Genomic DNA, 21,566 nt, shown 5'->3' on the forward strand with positions numbered 1-21,566 from the left:
GACAGGCGCGACTCATGGCTAGTGAAATTCTGATTGTCGATGACGAGGCCGATATTCGGGATCTCGTCGCGGGCATTCTCGAAGACGAGGGGTTCGTGACCCGGACCGCGCGCGACAGCGATACGGCGCTCGCCGAGATCGCCAATCGCAGGCCGCACCTGGTGTTCCTCGACATCTGGCTGCAGGGCTCCAAGCTCGACGGCTTGCAACTGCTGGAGCAGGTCAAGAAGGACAATACCGACCTGCCGGTCGTGATGATCTCCGGCCACGGCAACATCGAGACCGCTGTCGCCGCGATCAAGCGCGGCGCCTATGACTTCATCGAGAAGCCGTTCAAGGCCGACCGGCTGATCCTGGTCGCCAACCGCGCGCTGGAGAACTCGCGGCTCAAGCGCGAGGTCAAGGAACTGAAGCAGCTGGCGCCGAGCGCAAGCTCGCTGGTCGGCCGCTCGCCGAGCATGAACCAGCTGCGCCAGACCATCGACCGCGCGGCCAAGGCCAACAGCCGCATCCTGATCGTCGGTCCGGCCGGCGCCGGCAAGGAGCTCACGGCGCGCACGCTGCATATGGCGTCGGGCCGCGCCGACGGTCCGTTCGTCGTGATCAATGCCGCCGCGATCACGCCGGAGCGGATGGAGCACGAGATGTTCGGCGTCGAGCAATCCAACGGCGAGCAGGCGCGCAAGCCCGGCGCGCTCGAGGAAGCGCATGGCGGCACGCTGTTCATCGACGAGATCGCGGACATGCCGCGCGAGACCCAGAACAAGATCTTGCGCGTGCTGGTCGAGCAGTCGTTCCAGCGCGTCGGCGGCACCGGCAAGGTGCAGGTTGACGTCCGCATTATCTCCTCCACCGCGCGCAATCTGGAAGAGGAGATCGCGGCCGGCCATTTCCGCGAGGACCTCTATCATCGCCTCTCGGTGGTGCCGATCCGCGTGCCCGCCCTGTCGGAGCGCCGCGAGGATATTCCGGAATTGATCGACTATTTCATGGAGCAGATCTCGGCCGGCAGTGGCCTGCCCAAGCGTCAGATCGGGCAGGACGCCATGGCGGTGCTGCAATCGCATGTCTGGCCCGGCAATGTGCGCCAGCTCCGCAACAACGTTGAGAGAGTCATGATTCTGGCCGCGGGCGGACCGGAGGTGATCATCACCGCCGACATGTTGCCGCAGGACGTCGGCTCGATGGTGCCGGCGATGCCGACCAGCAACAACGGCGAGCACATCATGGGACTGCCGCTACGGGAGGCACGGGAGGTGTTCGAGCGCGACTATCTGATCGCGCAGATCAGCCGCTTTTCCGGCAATATTTCACGTACCGCCGAGTTCGTCGGCATGGAGCGCTCGGCGCTGCACCGGAAATTGAAGGCGCTCGGCGTCGGCTGACGCCGTCGGCACCTTCACATTGGGCGAGGAAAATCATCGATTTCCGTAGTTTTTCGGGGCAATAGGGCCTGGCCTGACGCGTGAAGCGGCTTGCCTAATAACCCGACCTGTCCTCTAATCGCACCGCTGTTCCTTCCGAGGGGGATCTCATGAGGAGCGGCAACCGGAAGAGACCCCGCATTTTCAAAAGCGGGGCGCATCCGGCGCAATAAAAAGAAACTCAAAGCGAGAAAAAAACAATGGCGGCAGACCGCGCACAAAACCTACAGGACACCTTCCTTAATCACGTTCGCAAAACGAAGACGCCACTGACGATCTTTCTGGTCAACGGAGTGAAGCTCCAGGGCATCGTGACCTGGTTCGACAATTTCTGTTTGCTGCTTCGGCGCGACGGTCACTCGCAACTCGTCTACAAGCATGCGATCTCGACCATCATGCCGGGCGCTCCGATCCAGCTGTTCGAAGGCGGCGAGGATCAGCCGGCTTGAGAGTGACCTGATTGGAACCCCGGAATTTCGACGGGGATGCCGACCGTCCGCGGTCGGCAGGGGCGAAGCAAACGGGGCGGGTGCTTGTCATCGGCCCCTACTTGCGGGTGCGTGCGGGAAGTTCTGACGCGCAATCGGAAAGCCATGTTCAGCGTGATGCCGAGGCCCGGCTCGACGAAGCGGCAGGCCTTGCGCGTGCGATCGATCTCGTCGTTGCCGATGCCATCATCGCACCGGTCAACCAGATCCGCCCCGCCACCTACATCGGCAAGGGCAAGGTCGAGGAGATCGCAGCGTTGGCCAAGAGCCTCGACGTCGAACTCGTGGTGATGGATTGCGCGCTGGCGCCGATCCAGCAGCGCAATCTCGAAAAGGAGCTGCAGGCCAAGGTGCTCGACCGCACCGGCCTCATCCTGGAAATCTTCGGCCGCCGTGCCAAGACCAAGGAAGGCTCGCTTCAGGTGGAGCTCGCGCATCTCAACTATCAGCGCTCGCGCCTGGTGCGCTCGTGGACCCATCTCGAACGTCAGCGCGGCGGTTTCGGATTCATGGGCGGTCCCGGCGAGACGCAGATCGAAGCCGACCGCCGCCTGATCCAGGAGCGCATCTCCAAGCTCGAGAGCGAGCTGAAGAAGGTGCAGGCAACGCGGCGGCTGCATCGTGCCGGCCGCCAGCGCGTGCCGTATCGCGTCGTCGCGCTGGTCGGCTACACCAATGCCGGCAAGTCGACGCTGTTCAACCGCCTGACCCGCGCCGACGTCCAGGCCGCGGACATGCTGTTCGCCACGCTCGATCCGACCCTGCGCGCGCTCAGCCTGCCGCATGGCGGCAAGGCGATGCTGTCCGATACCGTCGGTTTCATATCCAACCTGCCGACGCAACTCGTCGCCGCCTTCCGCGCCACGCTGGAGGAGGTGCTGGAAGCCGACGTCATCCTGCATGTTCGCGACATCTCGCACGAGGATGCCGAGGCCCAGCAGGGCGACGTCGATGCCGTGTTGCGCCAGCTCGGCATCAACCCAGATGACTCTGGCCGCATCATCGAGGTCTGGAACAAGATTGACCGTTACGATGCCGAACAGCGCGAAGAGCTTTTGAACATCGCCGCGCGCAGGCCGGAAGATCATCCGGCGATGCTGGTCTCCGCCGTGACGGGCGAGGGGGTCGACGCGCTCCTCGCGGCGATCGAGGAACGGCTCGCCGCAAAGCGCACCACGCTAGACCTCTCGATCGACGCCGCCGACGGAGCCGGCATCAGCTGGCTGCACCGCAATGCCGAGGTGCTGGCCAAGGAGCTGCACGACGGCCGCTTCGACATGACGGTGCGGGTGGACGAGACCAAGCGGGATATCGTGGTCAACCGCTTCGACGCGGTGCCGCGCGTGGCGTGACTAGAGATGAATAAGTACTGCCGGATATGCTGGAATACGAACAACTGGCGGGCTCCGACAGGTGAGGCTGCAAAGCTCGAGAAAGGCGGAGCGTTCGTCGCCGAAAGCGGCTACGGTGTTGAAGAGTGGCTGTTTAATTTCGCCTGGTTACAGCCGGGCCCCAACGGACTCGTCGGCAAATTCCGATACGGCTTTCTTCAACCGATCAACAAGTATCGCAATAAGTACGTAGGAAAGTCCTTCGACGTTTTTCTGTATACCGTTACGCCACAGGGTGGCCGAATGGCTATCGGGATAATTAAGGAGGTCTATGTTCCTGCCGACGACGAACTTGCTGCCGCCCTGGCGTATATGCGAAAGCGCGGCTGGTTGGACGAGATGAGGCGCGATCTCTCCGAAATCGGCGCGTCATTCTCAAATCTCGGTACGTTCCCGAACGATATAATTAACATCCGTTTTAAGCAGGTCGATGTCGAACTCTTCGAGCCGCGCTTCATGCTGGCCAAAACTAATGTAACGAGCAGAAGCCATCGTTATCAACCATTGGATTGGACGGGGCCACCTCAGCGAGAGGTTCCCAGCCAACTGGGCACCCACTCTAAGCGAGATGGAAAACGGCGGTCCGAGCAAGATCGTATCCGGGCAGCTAGCGAAGGCACCGTATACAGCCCGCAGCATGTGAAGCTACAAAATGCCCTGTTTAATCACTTGACTGAACGTTTTGGGAACAATGCCGTCAGCTACGAACAAGAGTACATTGACCTTCAGCTGCGGCGTGGAAAGACGCTGATACTGTTTGAGATCAAGATCGCACCTAAGGCCAAGAGTTGTATTCGGCAGGCGATCGGTCAATTGCTAGAGTACGACCTTTATCCGGATCGGGCACGAAATTCTCGGCTTGTTGTCGTTGGGGAGTGGTCGGCGACTCCTTCTGACGAGGTCTATCTCGGTCATCTGCAGAAGAGGTTTGGAATCCCGATTTCCTACCGCCGTTGGAATTGGGAAGAGTCGAAGCTGGATGGTGACCTCTAGTTCAGCGAACAGTGCACCCACGATCGGGCTGTTGTCCGCACACGCATGTTGGCTGCAGAGGTTCCGTTTAACTCCTTCGCTCCTGGCTATTTGAAGAAGCTGCCGGCTCGCCCTTCGCCGCATTCCACAGCGCATCCATCTCCGCCAGCGACGCCTGTTCGAGCGTTCGCCCCTGTGCTTCCAGCGCCCGTTCGATGAACGAGAACCGCCGTTCGAACTTCGCATTCGTCGCGCGCAGCGCGGCTTCGGGATCGGCGTCGACGTGGCGGGCGAGGTTGACGAGGGCGAACATCAGGTCGCCGGTTTCTTCCGCGATCTCCTGCTTGTCGCCACGGTCGAGCGCGGCCTCGATCTCGTCGGCCTCCTCGCGGATCTTTGCCAGCACAGCGCGCGGATTGTTCCAGTCGAAGCCGACGGTGGAAGCCTTGCGCTGGAGTTCCATCGCCCGCGTCAGGGCCGGCTGCCCCGCCTTCACGCCCGCCAGCAGCGATTTGTGCGCCGGCGTTGCTTCAGGCGGCCGGCGCGCGGCGCGTTCGGCTTTCTCTTCCGCCTTGATGCGGTCCCAGACTTCCTTGACGTGGGAGGACGCGAGGTTGCCCTCCTTGTCGGCAAAGACATGGGGATGGCGCCGGATCATTTTTCGCGTGATGGCCTCGACGACGTCGCCGAAGGCGAACGCGTTCTGCTCCGACGCCATCTGGGCGTGGAACACGACCTGGAGCAGGAGGTCGCCGAGCTCCTCGCAGAGATCTCCGAGATCGCCGCGGTCGATGGCATCCACCACCTCATAGGCTTCCTCGATCGTGTAGGGCGCGATCGTCGCAAAGTTCTGCTCGAGATCCCAGGGGCAGCCGGTCACCGGCGTACGCAGCGCCGCCATGATCTCGATCAGGCGGGAAATGTCGCGGGAAGGGGTCATTGCGGGGGCATCTCCTGGCTCCAGAACCTTATGCCAAAAGCGGGCCGCCGTTCCCAGCCGTGGGCGGAGGAACAGGCCGATTTCCACCGATTGGCTGATACGTTCCGCGGTGCTAAAGCGCGGGCCATGAGTGACGCATTTTCATCAGAGACCGCCCTGGTGCTGTTTTCCGGCGGCCAGGATTCCACCACCTGCCTCGCCTGGGCGCTGAACCGCTTCGCGCGCGTCGAGACGCTGGGCTTCGAATACGGCCAGCGTCATGCCGTCGAGCTTGCCTGCCGCGACCGTCTGTTCGACGGTATCAAGGATCTGCGCGAGGACTGGGCGGCAAAACTCGGCGAAAGCCACACGCTGGCGATTCCGACCCTGGCTGCGGTGTCGGAGACGGCCCTGACGCGCGATGTCGCGATCGCGATGGGCGCCGACGGCTTGCCCAACACCTTCGTGCCCGGCCGCAATCTGGTGTTCCTGACCTTCGCCGCGGCGCTGGCCTACCGGCGCGGCATCACCCACATCGTCGGCGGCATGTGCGAGACCGATTATTCCGGCTATCCCGATTGCCGCAACGACACCATCCGGGCCATGCAGAGTGCGCTGTCGCTTGGCATGGCCCGCAAGTTCGAGCTGCATACGCCGCTGATGTGGATCGACAAGGCCGCGACCTGGCAACTCGCCCATGACCTCGGCGGCGAGGGGCTTGTCGACCTCATTCGCGAGCAGTCGCACACCTGCTATCTCGGCGAACGCGGCGCGCAGCATGATTGGGGTTACGGATGCGGCGAGTGCCCGGCGTGCAGCCTGCGGGCAAAGGGATGGCGGGAGTATGCGGCGGGGAGGTAGCGTTGTCCGGTCATCAGCCGTGAAGGCTGATGACCCGGTGTCCCGCAATCGTCAGGTACGGAGTGGACGAGCCGCAGCCTGCATTAGAACGTATGCTGAAGCTTTACCGAGAAATTCCGTCCGGTCTCCACCAGAGGATTTGTGAAGCTCCGCGGATACGAGCGATTCACGAACGTCGATGCGTCGACATAGGCCGTGTTGAAGATATTCTCCAGGCCCAGGATCAGCTTGGTATCGCCAAGTTGCCGAGAGACGAGCTGGCCGAGCTGCAGGGTCGCATAGAGCTTGGGGATGGCATAGCCAGACGTCTGAAATTCCTGAGCCGTATCGATCCGGGTCTTGCTGGCAGCCCAATCGATCACGCCGAGAATCGAAAAGGCACCATTCGGGTCGGCATACTGAATCCCGACCCGTCCGCGATACGGCGCGAGAAACGGCAACGGTTTGTCCGTCACGGTATTGGTGCCCCGCAGCTGGGCGAAATTCGTGAAGAGGTTGACCGTCGGTGTGAGCTGCCAGCGCGCCTCCAACTCGACGCCGGTTACTGCGGCCTTGCCGACGTTTTGTGACTGCGTGTAGCCGCCAACTCCGTTGAGCGTCACGGCGACCGTCTGAAGAAAATTCTCGTAGTGCGTATCAAACGCGGTGACCTTGAGTTCCGCGTTTGCGGCATGGAAACGCGCTCCTCCTTCATACGTCACGCCGCTTTCCGGCTTCAGGTTCGGATTGGGAAGCTGGGTGGCGGTCACCGCGTAGAGCTCGGAGTTTGTCGGCTCGCGGAACGAAGTCGCGACGTCTCCGAGCAGATCGACGTTGGGCAATATGCCATAGACAAATCCGAGGCTTCCGGTTGGAGCGGTTTGATCGACGTTGGTGTTGTTCGAATAGACGGCCCTCACATTGGCAGGAATGGAGGAGGCGAGCGGCGACGTATCCGTCGTCGTGTTGAACCAGTCGAAACGGCCGCCCGCCGAAAGTGTCAGTGGCTGGATCGGCTTCCATTCATGCAGGACGAACGCTCCGATGTTGGACTGCGTAGTGTCGGGCCCTTGCTTCGTATAAGGCGAGACAACGTCGCTTGTCACGGCGCCCGTCGTTGCATTGCGGGTGATAGTCTCGGACGTGACCTCGCTGCCCGGCCGGGCCTCCCGAAAGCCGTCGATGCCGAACGTCGTCTTGGTTGCGCCCCAAGGACCCACCCAGGGAATTTCGGCCTGCGAACGGCCGCCGATCACGAGGGGACCGATGACGTGGCTGGTGGACTTGACTGTCCTGGTCGTGATGCCGGCCGCGTTGATCGTATTGTTGATCGTGGTGAGCTTCGTGTCGAAATAGTTCACGTAGAACGAACTTTCGACATGCTTGACCAGGCCGTCGAGTTCGCCGGTATAGGCGATGCGCGCCGAATGCACCTGGTTCGGGTCCTGCCGGACCTGCAGATAGGGGGCACCCGGCGCTCCGCCGACACCGCCGGCGCGCCCGTCCACTTCGTTGTAGGAGCGCAAGGACAGCTCGAGTCGCTGGCCGATATCAGGTGTGTAGCCCAGCTTGATATTGCCGCCCACACTTTGGTAGTCGCTGTTCGGCACAGTTCCGAGCGACGTCTGATAATCGCCGCCCCAGCGTCCAGCAAAGCCTCCGATGAAGTCGAAACCCTGGCCCGCACCTTTGACCCAGTCGTAGGTGCTGACGGAATTGGCGGCACTGCCGTATCCGGCGGACCAACCGCCACCAGTGAAGCGGAATGGCCCGGATGTGTCGCCGGTGTAGGACCGGGTAACGACGTTGACCAGTCCCGTCAACGCCTCGCTTCCGTAGACGACGGAGCCCGGACCACGGATGACTTCCACGCGCTCGACTTCGTCAGGCGCGAGATAATTGAGCTGCAGCGTGTTGCGGCCACGGAAGCGATCGCCGTCGATGAACATCGGCGAGCGGAAACTGTTCGAGGAGAACCCGCGCAGATAGATCTGACCGCCGATGCCGCCGGCGCGCGCAATTGAAACGCCCGGCACCGAGGCAAGGATATCGAGCAGGCCTGTCGGCGAAGTGGCCTCGATCTGGGCGCGGTCGACAACCGTAATGCTCTGTTCGGCAGGGTGTGGAATGCCCGGCTGCGGCAGCTTGCCACCCATCGGCTTCACGGAATCGCTGTTGGTCCCTTCCGGGACTCTTGCCGTGGCTTGCTGATCCCGCGTCGACCTGACGGCTGGTACCGGAGCTTGTCGTGCCGCACGAACTGTATTCTGTCGTGCGATGCGGCGGGGCTTCGATGGTCGTCCTGCCTCCACGATCACGCCCGGCAGCACGTTGCTGGATTGTCGTGGTGAAGGTTCGGCGGTCTGGGTTTGCGCATTCACGCTCGATGCCGTCGCTATCACGCAGGCCAGCGCTACACTCAATCCGCACGTCGACGAGAGAAAAGCGCTCCTTCTGGAATCGCGCGCGAAGGTTCTCAAAGGCATCAGTAACGTCCCCCAACACTCACTCAGTGTCAGGGTGCTTATCGTGTCGTCATCTGTTCTGCCATCATCCACGCGCGAGTTTCGAGCTATTACAAGTTACCTTGCCGGCTTTTCCCATTGGTCAAAACAGCGATGGACGTTCTTCAATTGCGTCGGTCGCGATCAGGCAGTCTGCGTCCTTTGAACGATTCCATTTTCACAGGGCCGTATTTGCGGATTGATACAGACGTTTTGCTTTTGACGTTTTCCGTCATGGGTCTATGTAGAAACATCCGCGATGCCGCATAGACCATTCATTGGCATCTCCGAGGTTCTTGAATTCATGCCGCTGTCGTTGCGTCGGGGTAGACAATCACTAGGCTTCGCGATGGGCCTCGTGGCCGCGTTCGGAGTGTCCGTCCCGGCAAACGCGATCGATGTGACCGACCAGCGCGACCGCACCGTTGCGTTCGATAGACTGCCGGAACGCCTGGTCATCATTCCGATTCCCGCGCCATCGACCTTCATGACGATCGACGGCAGCGACCGGAAAATCGTAGGCATGAACGAATACGCCGCGCGTGCAATGCGTGAGGGAATTTTCGGAAAACTGTTTCCGGGCTCCACGCGCATTCAGACAGGTGTAACGACCGGAGGGGACGCCTCGAATTTCGCTCCAAATGTCGAGGCCATCCTCGCGTTGCGGCCGGACGCGATCTTGCAATGGGCCAACAGCAAAGAGATCATCGGTCCGTTGGAGCGAACCGGGATTCCCGTGATGGGCATGCGCGTAGGTTCCTTCGAGAACTACGTCGATTACGTCAAGCTGATGGGAAGACTTGCAGGCCAAGACGAACGCGCCGCCGAACTGCTCCGCAAGCAGGAAGAGGTACGCCAGTCCCTTGCGTCGCGGTTCGCCGGCCTTCCGCCGTCGCAGCGGCCACGCGTGATCTACTTCAATCGCGCTGCGAGCATGCTGCGCGTCAGCGGCCACGGAACTGCCCAGGATCTTGCCATTCAACTCGCGGGCGGACAGAACGCGCTCGAAGGCGGGCCCTCGATCAGCACGGCGACTATCGAGCAGATCCTCGTCTGGAATCCGCAAGTCGTCCTGCTCGGCAATTTCGACCCGACGATGCCGTCGGATCTTTATCGCGACCCGCGCTGGCAGAGCGTCGACGCGGTGAGAACGCGCCGCGTTTACCGGGTTCCGCTCGGCGGCTATCGCTGGGATCCCCCGAGTCACGAATCGGCCCTCGGCTGGATCTGGTTGGCCGGCCTGCTGCATCCGGAAAGCGTTACGGAGAATATCCGTACGTCGGTGCGAGACTGGTTCGGCTTTCTCTACGAATACACACCGACCGACGAGGAAATCGACAACATCCTGTTTCTCAGGGAAAACGCCGCCTCAGCCGGCTACGAAGCCTACCGGGCGCATTGATGGAAAGCGCAATCTCACGATCGGGTCCGGCGATTCAAGCGCCACGAGGGCGCTCCTTCGTTCTGCTTTACGTCGCGCTCACCGCGAGCTTGATCGTCACATTGCTTTGGTCGATGACGTCTGGACGGTTTTACGTCCCGTTCGGCACCGTACTGTCCATCATCGCGTCACACCTCATCGAAGCCACGGTGGCGTGGACTCCAACCGAAGCGGTCATCGTCGAAACCGTGAGGCTACCGCGCGTGCTGATCGCCGCTATCGCTGGGGCGGGGCTGTCGCTATGCGGCGCGGTGCTTCAGGCGATCTTCCGCAATCCGCTGGTTGGTCCGCAGACAATCGGCGCATCCTCGGGCGCCGCGTTGGGAGGCGTCACCGTCATCTTCCTCGTCGGCTTCGGGCCACTCGTCCAGATCGGCGCATTCGGCGGAGCGGCCCTGGCGCTCGTCGCCGTGCTTGCGCTTCATCGCAGCGACGATCTTTCGCCGGTTCTCACGCTCGTTCTCGCCGGCGTCGTGGTCAGCGCGTTCTGCAGTGCCCTGGTTGGGCTGGTGACCTATCTGGCCGATCCGGAAACGACCTTGCAAGTGATCGTGTTCTGGCTGCTTGGCAGTTTTGCCTCCTCGACCTGGCCGCAATTCGGCTTGATCGCATCCTGCACCACCATCGCCGGCATGGTGCTCATCGGCATGCGCTGGCGTGTCAACGTCCTTTCCCTTGGAGATGACGAGGCGCGGACGCTCGGCGTCAATCCCGCGCGCGATCGGTTGATCCTTCTGGCGGCCGCCTGTCTCGCGATCTCGTCGCAAGTCGCGGTCAGCGGAACCATCGGCTGGGTGGGCCTCATCATCCCCAACATCGCACGCATGATCGTCGGAGCCGACAACCGTCAGCTTTTGCCGGTATCGACATTCCTCGGAGCCATCTTTCTTGTTGCCGCCGATACGCTGGCGCGGTCGCTTACGGCGTCGGAAATTCCCGTCGGAATCATCACCGCCATCGTCGGCACGCCGATTTTCGCGCTGCTCCTTCGGCGCACCACGAGGAGTGGCGGGTCATGATCCGGGTCGACAACGCAGGCCATAGGTTCAGGCCAGAGCACTGGTTGTTTCGAGAGCTGTCGGTGACGTTTCCGTCAGGGCGGATCGCTGCAATCCTGGGGCCGAACGGCTGCGGCAAGACGACGTTGCTGCGCGCGATCTGCGGGACGTTGACCCCAGCGGAAGGACGGATCGCAGTCGACGGCCACGTGGGGTTTGTGCCGCAGGCGCTGACGCCCGACCAGTCCTATAGTGCCATCGACATGGTCTTGCTTGGGCGCAGCCGCTACCTGGGACGATTCAGTTCACCGGGCCGCAAGGACAGGAGCGCGCATACGCGTGCCTGGAAGAAGTGGGCCTCACGGCCCTCGCAGAGCAGCGATATGACCGGCTCAGCGGCGGACAGCGGCAGCTCGTCCTGCTGGCGCGCGCACTGGCGAGCGACTGCAATATCCTCGTGCTGGACGAACCCGCCTCGGCGCTCGACATCGCCAACCAGGGCGTCGTTCTTCGCCTGCTGCTGCGCCTTGCAAGCTCCCTCGGGCTCACGGTGCTTTTCACAACCCATCATCCGGATCATGCGATCGGCATCGCCGATACGACCCTGCTGATGCTGCGAAACACCGCTCACATTGCCGGCCCGACCGAGATGGTGCTCACCGAGGACAATCTTGCGCAGATGTATGGCGTGCCGGTGCGCCGCGTGGAGGTTCGTGCGGGCGAGGAGATGGCCGCCGCGATCGTGCCGTTGCACGGCCTGCGGAACAAGACCTGGGATCATCCGGCCAGTCGCTGAAACCTGCTCGCTGCCGCCGATCGCGTCAGGCCGCCGCCTCGCGCTTTGCCCAGGGCAGAAAGCCGTCGAGCATCTTCGTGGCCGCCGGCATGAAGTGGCTGCCATGATGATAAAATGGATCGAGCGTCGAGACGAGCAACCGGCCTGGCAGCGTCACATGATCCTCGTAGAGCAGTGCTCCCCCGCTGTCTTTTCCTTCGGGGTCCGCGGGCACGTCGATCAGCGCGCGCGCTCCGGCGGGCGGGCTCAAGACACCGTGGAAATGCCATATCGTGCTTTCGAACGGCACCGCCTGGAAGAATTCATGGTCCGGTGCCACCAGGCGGTTCGGCGGACGCGCTTCCTTTTCCAGCCACCACCAGAAATTCGTCGGCCGGGCAGCCCACGTGACCCCAGGCAACCAAGTGTCGGCCCTGTTCTCGCCGAGCACGGCCAGTGTGCGGCCGGCCTCAGTGAAACCGATCAGGACATCGCGCTTGGCACGGAGAACGTTTGGATTGACGCGGTCGGGGACGATGAGGAACGTAACTCCGTCCAGGTCACCGGTCGCAAGATCCGGCGCATAGATGATCTTGTCGAACAGCTCACGATAGCGAGGGCCGTGAATAGCGGCGTGGTGGTAGAATGTGCCACCGTCGAGGATAGCCAGGCTCATTGCACGTTCCGTCCGTCGGCAACCCATTGCATGACATGCGGGAGCATTTGCTTGTCCGCTCCGCCGAAGGTCCAGAGGTCGTTGCCTCCATGGAACAGCACGCGGCCCCTTCCGACCGGGTAGATGAAGTCGAGCGGCAGGCCCGGACGACCGAGCGCGTGGATGACCAGCGCATCCGGCGGCGCGTCGTGCCAGACCCGCCCATAGAAACCGGACACGCCGCGGCGAAAGGTCAGGTCTTGCGGATCGATGCCGCGCCAGATCGGATGCTCCGCGACGCGCAGCACCGTGATGTCGACCAGTTTATAGCCGTCGATGGTGTGGAAGCCCGCCATGCGCGGCAGATAGGGATAGGCATGGTGACCGTTGGCAATGACGACGCCGCCGCGGACAAGGTAGTCTTCGATCTGCGGAGCGCGGGATGCCAGAAAGCGCTGGTCGCTGTGCATGCTGACAAACAGCGCGCTGAAATCGTCCAGGTCGATGTCGGGCAGCGAATAGATATCGCGCAGCACGACTTCCGGCTGGAGCCTGGCATCCGCGAAACTGCGCAGCGACCCGTCGTCGTAACCGAAGCTGAGCGCCAATCCAGGCTTCATGGATCAACCCGCACGGATCGAGAAGAGCGTCCCTGGATCTTTCGCCAGAACCTCCGCCGCGATGGAGCGCTTCAGGGCGCTCAGCTCGCGCTCCTGGGCCGCGGTGCGTGCCTTCGTGAAGACGAGTTCGAAAAAACGCTCGGGCAACACCCCGCGCAACAGCGCGATCTCGGCGATTCGGTCGCCGATGGCCATTCGGAAACTGTATGAAATGTCCTGGCCCGGGACAAACCTCGCTTCAGGCAGCGCGCGATCAATCGTATAGGCCCCACGGGAGACCGCGCGGGTGACGACTTCGAATGCGTCACGCACACCGGGGCCGGGGTGTCCGCTCACGATGCTGATGTCGCGTCGCGCGGGTATTGCCTCGGGTGACAGCAAGGCGAGTGCCGCGCGCTGCGCCTGAAATACGATCGCGGCCATCGCAAGGGCGGATTGACCGTGATAGGCGGCGACCATCGGGAAACCAATCTCGATGGGTTCCTCCTCGGCCATGATCGTGATTGTCGGTCCGTTCCCGGCTGGTGTGCTCACAGGTCCCCGCGATGACGACGGTTGATACCTGGATGCGTTATCCCGCGCGTTTGCCCGCGGTCAACAAGCCGATATTAGATTAGATGCAAAGCGCGCGCAGGCCGCGGGGCGTGCGCCAGCTAACCAAAGTCTTCCGGCCGCAGCTCGATCGGCTTGCCGTGCGGGGTGCGGTCCGCCGCGTGGTCCCAGGCGTCGCGGTAGCGGTGCAACGTGTCCATCGAGGCAACGCCTTTGCGCGCGACGAGGCCTTCCAGCGTGGCGAGCCAGTGCAGGTAGTAGGTCTCGCCGGTGTCAGGATCGCCTGCGGCCTGTGCGCGCTTGATCTCGTCGGCGAGGGCCGCGGCCCATTCCGGCCAGGTGAACACGCCGCGATCGTGCAGGCTCAATGCCATCGCGAAGGCATGGGCCTCCCAGGGGGCGCGGAACACCGGGCCCTCGTCGTCGCGCGGGATGCTCGGAATGGCCGCCGTGGCGGCGGCCGCAAGCGCGCTGCTCATGACGCCGGGTCCAGATAGGGCTCGAACGCGTCGATCGAGACCTTGAGGGTCGGATCGCCATCTTCACCCCAGAGATCGCGGCCTTCGAACACGACCGTGTAGAGCCATTGCGGATTTTCGCCGAGCTCCATCGCCGCTGAGTCCGGAAACACGTGGCAGCCGTGATTCAGCTCGACGACACCGACATGGCCGCGCACGTAGCGCGGCAGCCGCGTATGGGTGGCCGGGTGGATGTTCTTCGCGCGCACGCGGTCGCCGATCTTGAACTTTGCGGGCGCAGGCGCGGCGCGGCCGAACTTGCCGCGCACCATCACGCGCTCGACCTGGCCAAGATCGAACTTGCCGTGCTTGAGCGCCTTGCCGGGCTGCATGGCGTGGCCGGCGGCGACTTCCTCACGGGTGAGGTAGCCCTTTTCGACCAACATCTCTTCGAGGCCGAGAAACCATTTCTTGTAGTAGGAGCTCGACAGATAAACGTCCGGTGGCAGCGTTTCGCGATAGAAGCGGGAGGTGTCGATGTTGAAGGCGCCGGCCGCGCCCATCGCGCGCACCATGGCAAGGACGCGCGATTCCCAATCGGCGTGAAACATCGGCTCGTTCGGCTCGGGCTCGACCTTGCCGAACCCGTCCATGCCGCCCATGTCGTGCACGCCGTTCATGAGGGCGCTCCGGGCGTTTTGGGGAAGCCGGTGCCGATCATGGAATCGCGCGTGACGAGTTCTGCGAGCTGCTCCTCGCTCCAGCCTTCGGTCCCCTCGGGCCGCATCGGCAGCACCAGGAAGCGCGTCTCGGCGGTCGAGTCCCAGACGCGGATTTCCATGTCCTTCGGCAACGTGACGTCGAAATCGGCGAGCACGCCGCGCGGGTCCTTGACCGCGCGCGAGCGATAGGGCGAGGCCTTGTACCAGACCGGCGGCAGCCCCAGCATTTCCCAGGGGTAGCAGGAGCACAGTGTGCACACGACCATGTTGTGGCGCTCAGGGGTGTTCTCGACCACGACGAGATGGTCGCCGACGCGGCTGACATGGCCGAGCGTGCCGATGGCCTTGCTGCCGTCCTCCAGCAGCGCCGCCTTGAAGGCCGGATCGGTCCAGGCCTTGGCGACGACGCGCGCGCCGTTATGCGGGCCGATCTTGGTCTCGTAGGCCTGGATGATGGCGTCGAGCGCAGCCGGCTCGACATAGCCTTTTTCGGTCAGAATCGTCTCGAGCGCGCGCACGCGCAGCTCGGTCTCCGACAGCTCGGAATGGTCGTGATCGTGGTGATGATGATGCTCGCTCATGGGTATGAAGATAGTCCCAGAATCCGGGCGTTGTCGAGGCGAAGACTCTGCTAACATTGCCGGCATCGGCGGACCGGACATCGGTAATCGAGACCAACAAGAAGCGGGGAGATTGCCTTGACGGATTATGTGAAGATCGAGAAGGGCCTCGGGCCGGACGGGCGGATCGCGATCGTGCGGTTCGACCGCGGCGACGGCATCAACGCGCTGTCACCGGAAGCACTGCGCCAGCTCACCGCGGCCGCGCGCAGCTTCGAGGACGATTCCGCGACCTCCGTCGTGGTGCTGACGGGCAGCACCAGCGCGTTCAGCGCCGGCTTCGACCTCAAGGACCCCGAGGGGCGTGCGCGCAAGGACATGGACCTCGGCACGCTCAGGCGGCACCTCAAGCTCGGGCCGCGCCTCACGCACGCCTGGCAGGAGATGGAGCAGATCACGATCGCGGCGATCGAGGGGTTTTGCGTCGGCGGCGGCGTGGCTCTGGCCGTGGCGCTCGACTTCCGCGTCATGGGCCGCGACGCGCATTTGCGCGTACCCGAGGTCGGGCTCGGCATGAACATGAGCTGGCAGAGCATCCCGCGCATGTTGCATCTGATCGGCCCGGCCCGCACCAAGCAGGCGGTGATCCTGGCCGATCAACGCATCTCGGCGGACGAGGCCTACGAATGGGGCCTGGTCGAACAGGTGGTCGACCCCGGCCATGCGTTCGATGCCGCCATGGAGCTTGCGCGCAAGGTCGCCGCGCAGCCGCCGCTCTCGGTCGCGATGACGAAGCTCACCGTCAACCGGCTCGCGCACGCGCTGGACGATCTGGCGAGCCACATGGACGTCGACCAGTTTGCCCTCGCAAGCCTCAGCGAGGACCACAAGGAGGGCGTCGATGCGTTCCTGACGCGGCGCAAGCCCAGCTTCCGCGGGCGATAGGCAAGCCGTGGTATAAGCAAGGCATCGAACGGTGCGTCACGCAGCCAGCCTGGCGCGCCGCAGCGTCTCCGAGGGCAGCTCGGAAAAGTGGCGCTTGTAGTCGAGCGAGAACTGGCTGAAGTGCCAGAAGCCGTGCTGTACCGCCACGTCGTAAACGGAAACGTCGGTGTCGCCGGCGCGCTTGAGATCCCGCCGCACGCGGTTCAGGCGCATCGCGCGCCAATAGTGCATCGGGCTGGTACCCACGACTTCCTGGAAGCAATAGCCGAGCTTGCGCGGGCTCGCGCCGACTGCCTTGCAGACCTCCAGAATTGACAGCGCACGATCGCCGCAGCCATGCATCAGCTCGCGGGCACGATCGACGGTGCGCCTCCGGGCCGCTGAGCTGCGACCGGGGTCGCTGGCGCGTGCCGTCGGCAACATGTCCATGATCTCGACGAGGAGGGCGTCTTCCAGCGCCTGCCGCGCCACGGGGTCATCGAACCTTTCCGGGACAGTCGTGATGGTCTCTTGAATCGCGGTCAGAAGGGCGCGCAGCCGCGCGACCGGTGCTTCCTCGGTCTCGATCACCCGCAACTGGTGCCAGACGGCGCGCGGCAACTCGATATCGAGCCGGGCTGCAAGCTCCGCGATCAACACCGTGCCCGCAACGACGCCGCGCAGCTCGAAAGCCTTCGGCGTACACATGTCGATCTCGGCGTCGATGCTGGCGAGCACGCGGGCGCCCTTGGCGCTGCTCCCGTTGCAGCTGAGTTCGCCGTCTCCGTCCCAGGGCAGGCCGATGGCAAAGCTGTCGGCACCGAGCTGGCCGTACTGGCGCACCTGCTGGCTGGTGATCTCGCGGAATACCTCGACCCGGGGCAAGGACAACTGCGTGAAACTGCCTTTGAAGGCTCCGGCGCTGATCTGATCGTAGCTCAGCCGCCAACGTCCGAGGCTCGCGCAGTGCTCGTCGACGTCCGTACTGCTGGCCTGAAGCAGATTGGAAGCTGAGTCCTGAATCGGAAGAATTGCGCTTAAGGCCATGATACTACGTCGGAATTTGCAAGTCTAGCAGCTAGCAAGAACCACGCCAGACTGGCACGACCATGCTGCCTGTCCAGCAAAATATTGCTGGATCTCGATAACGCCCGGTCTCGCCGACGTGCAGTCTTCGCGTCGCAGCTTTTCCCGACACCGGGGTCGGGATGGCGCTTCGCGGAGGGATCGAGATGCGAACGACCGAGATCATGCGCGGCAGCCCGCCCGCGCCAGAGGCCCAGGTGACCCGCGCCAACTGGCGCAGTTTTCCTGCCATCCGCTGGGGCTTTACCCACACCCGCGAGGTGCTGCCGACCGCCGAGGTCCGCCGCTCAGCCCACCCGACGCCGATACGAAGCGCGCCGCACGAGCTTCAGAAGCTCAGCTTCACAGCGCCCGACGGCCAGCCGACCACGATCGAGGCCAGCTTACGCGAGACCTTTGGCGATGCGCTCCTCGTCATGCACCGGGGTACGCTGATCCACGAATGGTACGGCGACGGCATGAGCGCGACCACGCCGCATCTGGTCTGCTCGATCAGCAAGTCGATCGCCGGCACGCTCGGCGGCGTCCTTGCGGCGCGCGGGCTGCTCGATCCCGAGGCGAGGGTGGTGCGCTACGTGCCGGAACTTGAGAATTCTGTCTACGGCAGCTGCACCGTTCGCAACGTCCTCGACATGGCGGTCGCGATCAAGTTCGAGGAGGACTATGAGGACCCCGCCGGCGACGTCGCGCGCTATCGCTTCTCTTCGGGCTGGGACGTTCCGCCGCCGGGCGTCGAGCCCGGCCATCAGCGCGCCTATCTCACCACGCTACGCGGCACCGGCAAGCCGCATGGCAAGGTGTTCCACTACGTCTCGACCAACACCGAGGTGCTGGGCTGGGTCTATGAGCGCGCCTGCGGCATGCCTTATCCGCGAGATCCTCTCCGAATATCTCTGGCAGCCCCTGGGCGCCGAGGAGGATGGCTCACTCACACTCGACAGCCACGGCATGGGCCGCATCGCCGGCGGTCTCTCGGTCACGGCGCGCGATCTGCTGCGCTTCGGCGAGATGATCCGCAATCGCGGCCTGGTCGAGGGACGGCAGGTGGTGCCGGGCTGGTGGATCGACGACATTCACGAGAACGGCGATCACCAGGCCTGGACCGACGGCGACCTCGCCGACATCTTCCCGGGCGCCCGCTACCGAAGCAAATGGTACACGATCGATCCCGCGCGCAACGATCTCGCCGCAATCGGCATCCACGGCCAGTGGCTCTACATCGACGCTGTCACCGACACCGTCATCGTCAAGCTCGCGACCCAGCCCAAGGCGATGGACATTCCGCTCGACCACCGCTGGCTCGCGGCCTTCCGCGCCATCACCACGCATCTCGCCCCGCGCTGACCTCTGGACATCACCATGCTCGACACCGTCAAATCCGCCGCGCAAACTGCAACCCCGCATGCGCTCGATCCGTTGACCGCCGAGGAGATCACGGCAGCGTGCACGCTGGTGCGCGCTGCTGCGGCCTCGCCGGAGAATTGCCGCTTCCCGACCGTGCGACTGGAGGAGCCGACCAAGCAGCAGCTGGCCGCTGATACAGCAGGGCGCCGCGCTTTCGTTCTGACGCTGGACATCACTACGGGCGAGGCGATCGAGCACATCGTCGATCTCGGCCGCGATGAGATCGTCGCGCGCAAGGTCATCCCCAATCGCGAGGCGCCCTACGGGCAGCCGCCGGTGATGCTCGAAGAGTTCTTCAAGTGCGAGGCCGTGGTCAAGGCCGACCCCGGCTGGCGCGCGGCGATGGTTCGGCGCGGGCTGACCGACAAGGACATCGAGCTGGTCCAGGTCGACCCGTTTTCCTCGGGCTTCTTCGACATGGAGTTCGAGCGCGGCGCGCGCATCGTCCGCGCCGTCAGCTTTTTCCGTGAGCACCTTCAGGACAACGGCTATGCGCACCCGATCGAGGGCGTCGTCGCCGTCGTCGACCTGATCGCCGGCAAGGTCATTCACCTCACGGACGCCGATCCGATCGTGCCGATCCCGCGCAAGAAGCGCAACTACGGCGCGCATGAGGTGAAGAACCCGCGCACCGACATCAAGCCGCTGCATATCGAGCAGCCCGAGGGTGCAAGCTTCAAGGTCGATGGCTGGAAGGTCGACTGGCAGAAATGGAGCTTTCGCGTCGGGTTCACGCCGCGCGAGGGCCTTGTGTTGCATCAGCTCGGCTATCAGGACGGTCCCCGAAAGCGCTCGCTGATCCATCGCGCCAGCGTCACCGAGATGGTGGTGCCCTATGCCGACCCGACCGAGAACCATTTCTGGAAGTCGGCGTTCGACGCCGGCGAATACGGCCTCGGCATGCTCGCCAACGCGCTTGAGCTCGGCTGCGACTGCCTCGGCAACATCCATTATTTCGACGTGCCGGCCGCCGACAACAAGGGTGAGCCATTCGTCATGCAGAACGCGATCTGCATGCATGAAGAAGACTACGGAATTGCCTGGAAACACTACGAATTCCGCAACGGCCTGTTCGAGGTCCGCCGTTCGCGCCGCCTCGTCATCTCGTTCTTCGCCACGGTCGGCAATTACGACTACGGCTTCTATTGGTACCTCTACCAGGACGGCACGATCCAGCTCGAGGCAAAGCTCACCGGCATCATCCAGACCGCCGCGGTGCCATCCGGCCAGACGTACAAATGGGGCGGCATGGTCGACGACAATCTCGGCGGTCCGACGCACCAGCACTTCTTCAACGTGCGCATGCACATGGATCTCGACGGCGGCGGCAACACCGTCACCGAGCACGAGTTCGTGCCGCGGCCCTGGGGCGCGGACAATCCCCATGGCAACGCGTTCGACACCACGACGCGCGTGCTGTCCCGCGAGCGCGACGCCGCGGCAATTGCCAATGGCGAGACCGGCCGGTTCTGGAAGATCAGCAATCCCAACGAGACCAATTCGGTCGGCAATGCGCCGGCCTACAAGCTCGTCGTCAATCCGAGCCCGCTGATGCTGGCGCAGGAAGGCAGCTACGTGCGCAAGCGCGGCGGCTTCGCGACCAAACACGTCTGGGTGACGGCGTTCAATGCGGACGAGAAATACGCCAGCGGCGACTATCCCAACGTCCACGCCGGCGGCGACGGCCTGCCGCGCTACGCCGCGCAGAACCGCAATATCGAAAATACCGACATCGTGGTGTGGCACTCCTTCGGCCACACCCATGTCTGCAAGCCCGAGGACTTTCCGATCATGCCGGTCGAATATGCCGGCTTCATACTGAAGCCCACCGGTTTCTTCGCCGCCAATGCAGCCGGCGACATCCCGCCTGATCGTAACAGCCGCAGCGTGCTCGCGGGCGAGGAGAAAGGCGGCAGCAGCTCATGCTGCCACAAGGGCTAGATGCGGATACTGGCCTCGATCCGCAACGTCGAATTTCGACGATTGGCCGCAAGCCGATCGGGACGGCCGACTACGCCAGTTCGAGATCGCTGCCGCGCGCGCCGTCCGGCGCCAATCCGATCGACGCCGGTCCGGCAATGAGATTATCGAGGTCGACCAGCAACAGATCGGCAATATGTGTGAGCTGGTGAAGAGGGATGCTCATCTCACCGCTCTCGGCACGTGACACGAACTCGGGCGAGACAGCGAGGAAATTCGCAATCTGGATCTCGGTATAACCACGCGCCTCCCGCGCGGCTTTGACCTGCGCGCCGATATGCTTCCGATGCAGAGCCTGCTCTTCGTCGGTCATCATGAGGGCCTGCTCGTCCGGGCTGGCAACGCCATCGGCGAACGCAACGCCGAGCAACCGTCGCTTCTGCCACGCGACACGGCAGGTCTTCCGCAGCCCGTCGGCAAAGACCAGCGTGGCCTCTTTCGGAAACGACAGCGACCAGTCGAGCTTCAGTCTCGCTCCCGTGCCTGATACGTCACAGATCGTGCAGGGGATGCTGACGGCCCCCTGGCGCCGTCAAACTCGATAATCCCGGTCCTGGCCGTGGATTGCCTGGTCGCAGCGCGCAATTCGCTCATGGATCTCGAACCCCGGATGCCCAGCACGCGCTGGCGAAGAACATTGCGGCGCGTCCCGCAACGCGACTGAAATATCCCGCAACATAGTCTACCGCCGGGGCTCCTCAGGCTCAATCAAGCGGCGAGGGCATGGTAAAGGATCCGTTCTCCGCGTAGGCCTTCGATGTCGCCGGACGTTCCATTCGATCGACCGCGCCAGTTCGTCTAGAACAATTCCAGATCCAACGAACCGTGCACGCCTGTTCGTGCGTGAGCGCAT

General features: G+C 63.4%; 19 protein-coding genes and 3 pseudogenes. 12 read left to right on the forward strand and 10 right to left on the reverse strand.

All coding sequences use genetic code 11. The features are described 5' to 3' along the window. Positions 1-14: 14 nt before the first annotated feature. The 4 genes from ACQ86E_RS30845 (at position 15) to ACQ86E_RS30860 (ending at position 4,296) form a co-directional block, all read left to right on the forward strand. Positions 15-1,385, forward strand: a complete 1,371-nt coding sequence (locus ACQ86E_RS30845) for a sigma-54-dependent transcriptional regulator (RefSeq protein ID WP_431203162.1) — start codon at positions 15-17, stop codon at positions 1,383-1,385. Between the two features lie 239 nt (positions 1,386-1,624). Then, entirely contained in the window at positions 1,625-1,873 is a 249-nt protein-coding gene (gene hfq / locus ACQ86E_RS30850; RefSeq protein WP_007591126.1) for an RNA chaperone Hfq, read from the forward strand. An 11-nt stretch (positions 1,874-1,884) separates the two neighbouring features. After that, positions 1,885-3,264 carry a GTPase HflX gene (hflX, locus tag ACQ86E_RS30855; RefSeq protein WP_431203163.1) on the forward strand — a complete coding sequence of 460 codons (1,380 nt, stop codon included), beginning with the start codon at positions 1,885-1,887 and terminating at the stop codon, positions 3,262-3,264. A gap of 6 nt (positions 3,265-3,270) precedes the next feature. After that, the gene (locus ACQ86E_RS30860; RefSeq protein ID WP_431203164.1) at positions 3,271-4,296 is read left to right on the forward strand and encodes a hypothetical protein; all 1,026 of its coding nucleotides are present in this window, start codon (positions 3,271-3,273) and stop codon (positions 4,294-4,296) included. Positions 4,297-4,363: 67 nt separating this feature from the next. On the opposite strand, the gene mazG is transcribed toward ACQ86E_RS30860, so the two are convergent. After that, the gene (gene mazG / locus ACQ86E_RS30865; protein ID WP_431203165.1) at positions 4,364-5,215 is read right to left on the reverse strand and encodes a nucleoside triphosphate pyrophosphohydrolase; all 852 of its coding nucleotides are present in this window, start codon (positions 5,213-5,215) and stop codon (positions 4,364-4,366) included. Between the two features lie 126 nt (positions 5,216-5,341). Here mazG and queC point away from each other — a divergent pair, with 126 nt between their 5' ends. Further along, complete coding sequence (queC, locus tag ACQ86E_RS30870; protein WP_431203166.1) at positions 5,342-6,055, forward strand: 7-cyano-7-deazaguanine synthase QueC; 714 nt, start codon at positions 5,342-5,344, stop codon at positions 6,053-6,055. Between the two features lie 83 nt (positions 6,056-6,138). On the opposite strand, the gene ACQ86E_RS30875 is transcribed toward queC, so the two are convergent. Further along, positions 6,139-8,457: a TonB-dependent receptor gene (locus tag ACQ86E_RS30875; protein WP_431203167.1), complete on the reverse strand. Its 2,319-nt coding sequence runs from the start codon at positions 8,455-8,457 to the stop codon at positions 6,139-6,141. Between the two features lie 430 nt (positions 8,458-8,887). Between ACQ86E_RS30875 and ACQ86E_RS30880 the strand changes: the two genes are divergently transcribed. The 4 genes and pseudogenes from ACQ86E_RS30880 to ACQ86E_RS30895 all read left to right on the forward strand — a co-directional run bounded on the left by ACQ86E_RS30880 (position 8,888) and on the right by ACQ86E_RS30895 (position 11,773). After that, a complete protein-coding gene (locus ACQ86E_RS30880; RefSeq protein ID WP_431203168.1) occupies positions 8,888-9,940 on the forward strand; it encodes an ABC transporter substrate-binding protein in 1,053 nt (350 codons plus the stop codon). Next, a complete protein-coding gene (locus ACQ86E_RS30885) occupies positions 9,940-10,998 on the forward strand; it encodes a FecCD family ABC transporter permease (RefSeq protein WP_431203169.1) in 1,059 nt (352 codons plus the stop codon). The genes ACQ86E_RS30880 and ACQ86E_RS30885 overlap by 1 nt, the downstream gene beginning before the upstream one ends. Continuing rightward, positions 10,995-11,126: pseudogene (locus tag ACQ86E_RS30890) on the forward strand (ATP-binding cassette domain-containing protein); the annotation flags it as partial. The gene ACQ86E_RS30885 and the pseudogene ACQ86E_RS30890, both read left to right, overlap by 4 nt. A gap of 203 nt (positions 11,127-11,329) precedes the next feature. Next, positions 11,330-11,773, forward strand: coding sequence for an ATP-binding cassette domain-containing protein (locus tag ACQ86E_RS30895; protein WP_431203170.1), 444 nt, complete (start codon positions 11,330-11,332; stop codon positions 11,771-11,773). Positions 11,774-11,798: 25 nt separating this feature from the next. Here ACQ86E_RS30895 and ACQ86E_RS30900 read toward each other — a convergent pair whose 3' ends face one another. From ACQ86E_RS30900 to nthA, 6 genes are all read right to left on the reverse strand, one after another. Further along, complete coding sequence (locus ACQ86E_RS30900) at positions 11,799-12,428, reverse strand: hypothetical protein (RefSeq protein WP_431203171.1); 630 nt, start codon at positions 12,426-12,428, stop codon at positions 11,799-11,801. Continuing rightward, complete coding sequence (locus ACQ86E_RS30905; protein WP_431203172.1) at positions 12,425-13,027, reverse strand: hypothetical protein; 603 nt, start codon at positions 13,025-13,027, stop codon at positions 12,425-12,427. Before ACQ86E_RS30905 ends, ACQ86E_RS30900 begins: the two co-directional genes overlap by 4 nt. A gap of 3 nt (positions 13,028-13,030) precedes the next feature. Beyond that, positions 13,031-13,522, reverse strand: a complete 492-nt coding sequence (locus tag ACQ86E_RS30910; RefSeq protein ID WP_431203173.1) for a hypothetical protein — start codon at positions 13,520-13,522, stop codon at positions 13,031-13,033. Between the two features lie 158 nt (positions 13,523-13,680). After that, positions 13,681-14,058 (reverse strand): nitrile hydratase accessory protein, encoded by a 378-nt coding sequence (locus ACQ86E_RS30915; RefSeq protein WP_143845174.1) that lies wholly within the window; start codon positions 14,056-14,058, stop codon positions 13,681-13,683. Then, positions 14,055-14,717 (reverse strand): nitrile hydratase subunit beta, encoded by a 663-nt coding sequence (nthB, locus tag ACQ86E_RS30920; RefSeq protein WP_431203174.1) that lies wholly within the window; start codon positions 14,715-14,717, stop codon positions 14,055-14,057. Before nthB ends, ACQ86E_RS30915 begins: the two co-directional genes overlap by 4 nt. Next, positions 14,714-15,340 carry a nitrile hydratase subunit alpha gene (gene nthA, locus ACQ86E_RS30925; protein ID WP_431203175.1) on the reverse strand — a complete coding sequence of 209 codons (627 nt, stop codon included), beginning with the start codon at positions 15,338-15,340 and terminating at the stop codon, positions 14,714-14,716. Before nthA ends, nthB begins: the two co-directional genes overlap by 4 nt. Before the next feature lie 117 nt (positions 15,341-15,457). Between nthA and ACQ86E_RS30930 the strand changes: the two genes are divergently transcribed. Continuing rightward, positions 15,458-16,264 carry an enoyl-CoA hydratase/isomerase family protein gene (locus tag ACQ86E_RS30930; RefSeq protein ID WP_431203176.1) on the forward strand — a complete coding sequence of 269 codons (807 nt, stop codon included), beginning with the start codon at positions 15,458-15,460 and terminating at the stop codon, positions 16,262-16,264. 36 nt (positions 16,265-16,300) lie between these two features. Here ACQ86E_RS30930 and ACQ86E_RS30935 read toward each other — a convergent pair whose 3' ends face one another. Beyond that, positions 16,301-17,290, reverse strand: a complete 990-nt coding sequence (locus tag ACQ86E_RS30935; RefSeq protein ID WP_431203177.1) for a helix-turn-helix domain-containing protein — start codon at positions 17,288-17,290, stop codon at positions 16,301-16,303. 455 nt (positions 17,291-17,745) lie between these two features. Between ACQ86E_RS30935 and ACQ86E_RS30940 the strand changes: the two are divergent. Beyond that, positions 17,746-18,318: pseudogene (locus ACQ86E_RS30940) on the forward strand (serine hydrolase); the annotation flags it as partial. A gap of 370 nt (positions 18,319-18,688) precedes the next feature. After that, positions 18,689-20,674: a primary-amine oxidase gene (locus tag ACQ86E_RS30945; RefSeq protein WP_431203178.1), complete on the forward strand. Its 1,986-nt coding sequence runs from the start codon at positions 18,689-18,691 to the stop codon at positions 20,672-20,674. 70 nt (positions 20,675-20,744) lie between these two features. On the opposite strand, the pseudogene ACQ86E_RS30950 reads toward ACQ86E_RS30945, so the two are convergent. Beyond that, a pseudogene (locus ACQ86E_RS30950) lies at positions 20,745-21,307 on the reverse strand (helix-turn-helix domain-containing protein). Positions 21,308-21,566: the final 259 nt, after the last annotated feature.

This window comes from Bradyrhizobium betae, from assembly GCF_050632175.1.
GTDB classification, from domain to species: domain Bacteria; phylum Pseudomonadota; class Alphaproteobacteria; order Rhizobiales; family Xanthobacteraceae; genus Bradyrhizobium; species Bradyrhizobium betae_B.

What these genes read in the sequence shown, in the direction of transcription:
- ACQ86E_RS30845 (WP_431203162.1), top strand. Translation starts at nt 15, where the DNA reads ATGGCTAGTGAAATTCTGATTGTCGATGACGAGGCCGATATTCGGGAT.
- hfq (WP_007591126.1), top strand. Translation starts at nt 1,625, where the DNA reads ATGGCGGCAGACCGCGCACAAAACCTACAGGACACCTTCCTTAATCAC.
- ACQ86E_RS30860 (WP_431203164.1), top strand. Translation starts at nt 3,271, where the DNA reads ATGAATAAGTACTGCCGGATATGCTGGAATACGAACAACTGGCGGGCT.
- mazG (WP_431203165.1), bottom strand. Translation starts at nt 5,215, where the DNA reads ATGACCCCTTCCCGCGACATTTCCCGCCTGATCGAGATCATGGCGGCG.
- queC (WP_431203166.1), top strand. Translation starts at nt 5,342, where the DNA reads ATGAGTGACGCATTTTCATCAGAGACCGCCCTGGTGCTGTTTTCCGGC.
- ACQ86E_RS30880 (WP_431203168.1), top strand. Translation starts at nt 8,888, where the DNA reads ATGGGCCTCGTGGCCGCGTTCGGAGTGTCCGTCCCGGCAAACGCGATC.
- ACQ86E_RS30885 (WP_431203169.1), top strand. Translation starts at nt 9,940, where the DNA reads ATGGAAAGCGCAATCTCACGATCGGGTCCGGCGATTCAAGCGCCACGA.
- ACQ86E_RS30900 (WP_431203171.1), bottom strand. Translation starts at nt 12,428, where the DNA reads ATGAGCCTGGCTATCCTCGACGGTGGCACATTCTACCACCACGCCGCT.
- ACQ86E_RS30905 (WP_431203172.1), bottom strand. Translation starts at nt 13,027, where the DNA reads ATGAAGCCTGGATTGGCGCTCAGCTTCGGTTACGACGACGGGTCGCTG.
- ACQ86E_RS30910 (WP_431203173.1), bottom strand. Translation starts at nt 13,522, where the DNA reads ATGGCCGAGGAGGAACCCATCGAGATTGGTTTCCCGATGGTCGCCGCC.
- ACQ86E_RS30915 (WP_143845174.1), bottom strand. Translation starts at nt 14,058, where the DNA reads ATGAGCAGCGCGCTTGCGGCCGCCGCCACGGCGGCCATTCCGAGCATC.
- nthB (WP_431203174.1), bottom strand. Translation starts at nt 14,717, where the DNA reads ATGAACGGCGTGCACGACATGGGCGGCATGGACGGGTTCGGCAAGGTC.
- nthA (WP_431203175.1), bottom strand. Translation starts at nt 15,340, where the DNA reads ATGAGCGAGCATCATCATCACCACGATCACGACCATTCCGAGCTGTCG.
- ACQ86E_RS30935 (WP_431203177.1), bottom strand. Translation starts at nt 17,290, where the DNA reads ATGGCCTTAAGCGCAATTCTTCCGATTCAGGACTCAGCTTCCAATCTG.
- ACQ86E_RS30945 (WP_431203178.1), top strand. Translation starts at nt 18,689, where the DNA reads ATGCTCGACACCGTCAAATCCGCCGCGCAAACTGCAACCCCGCATGCG.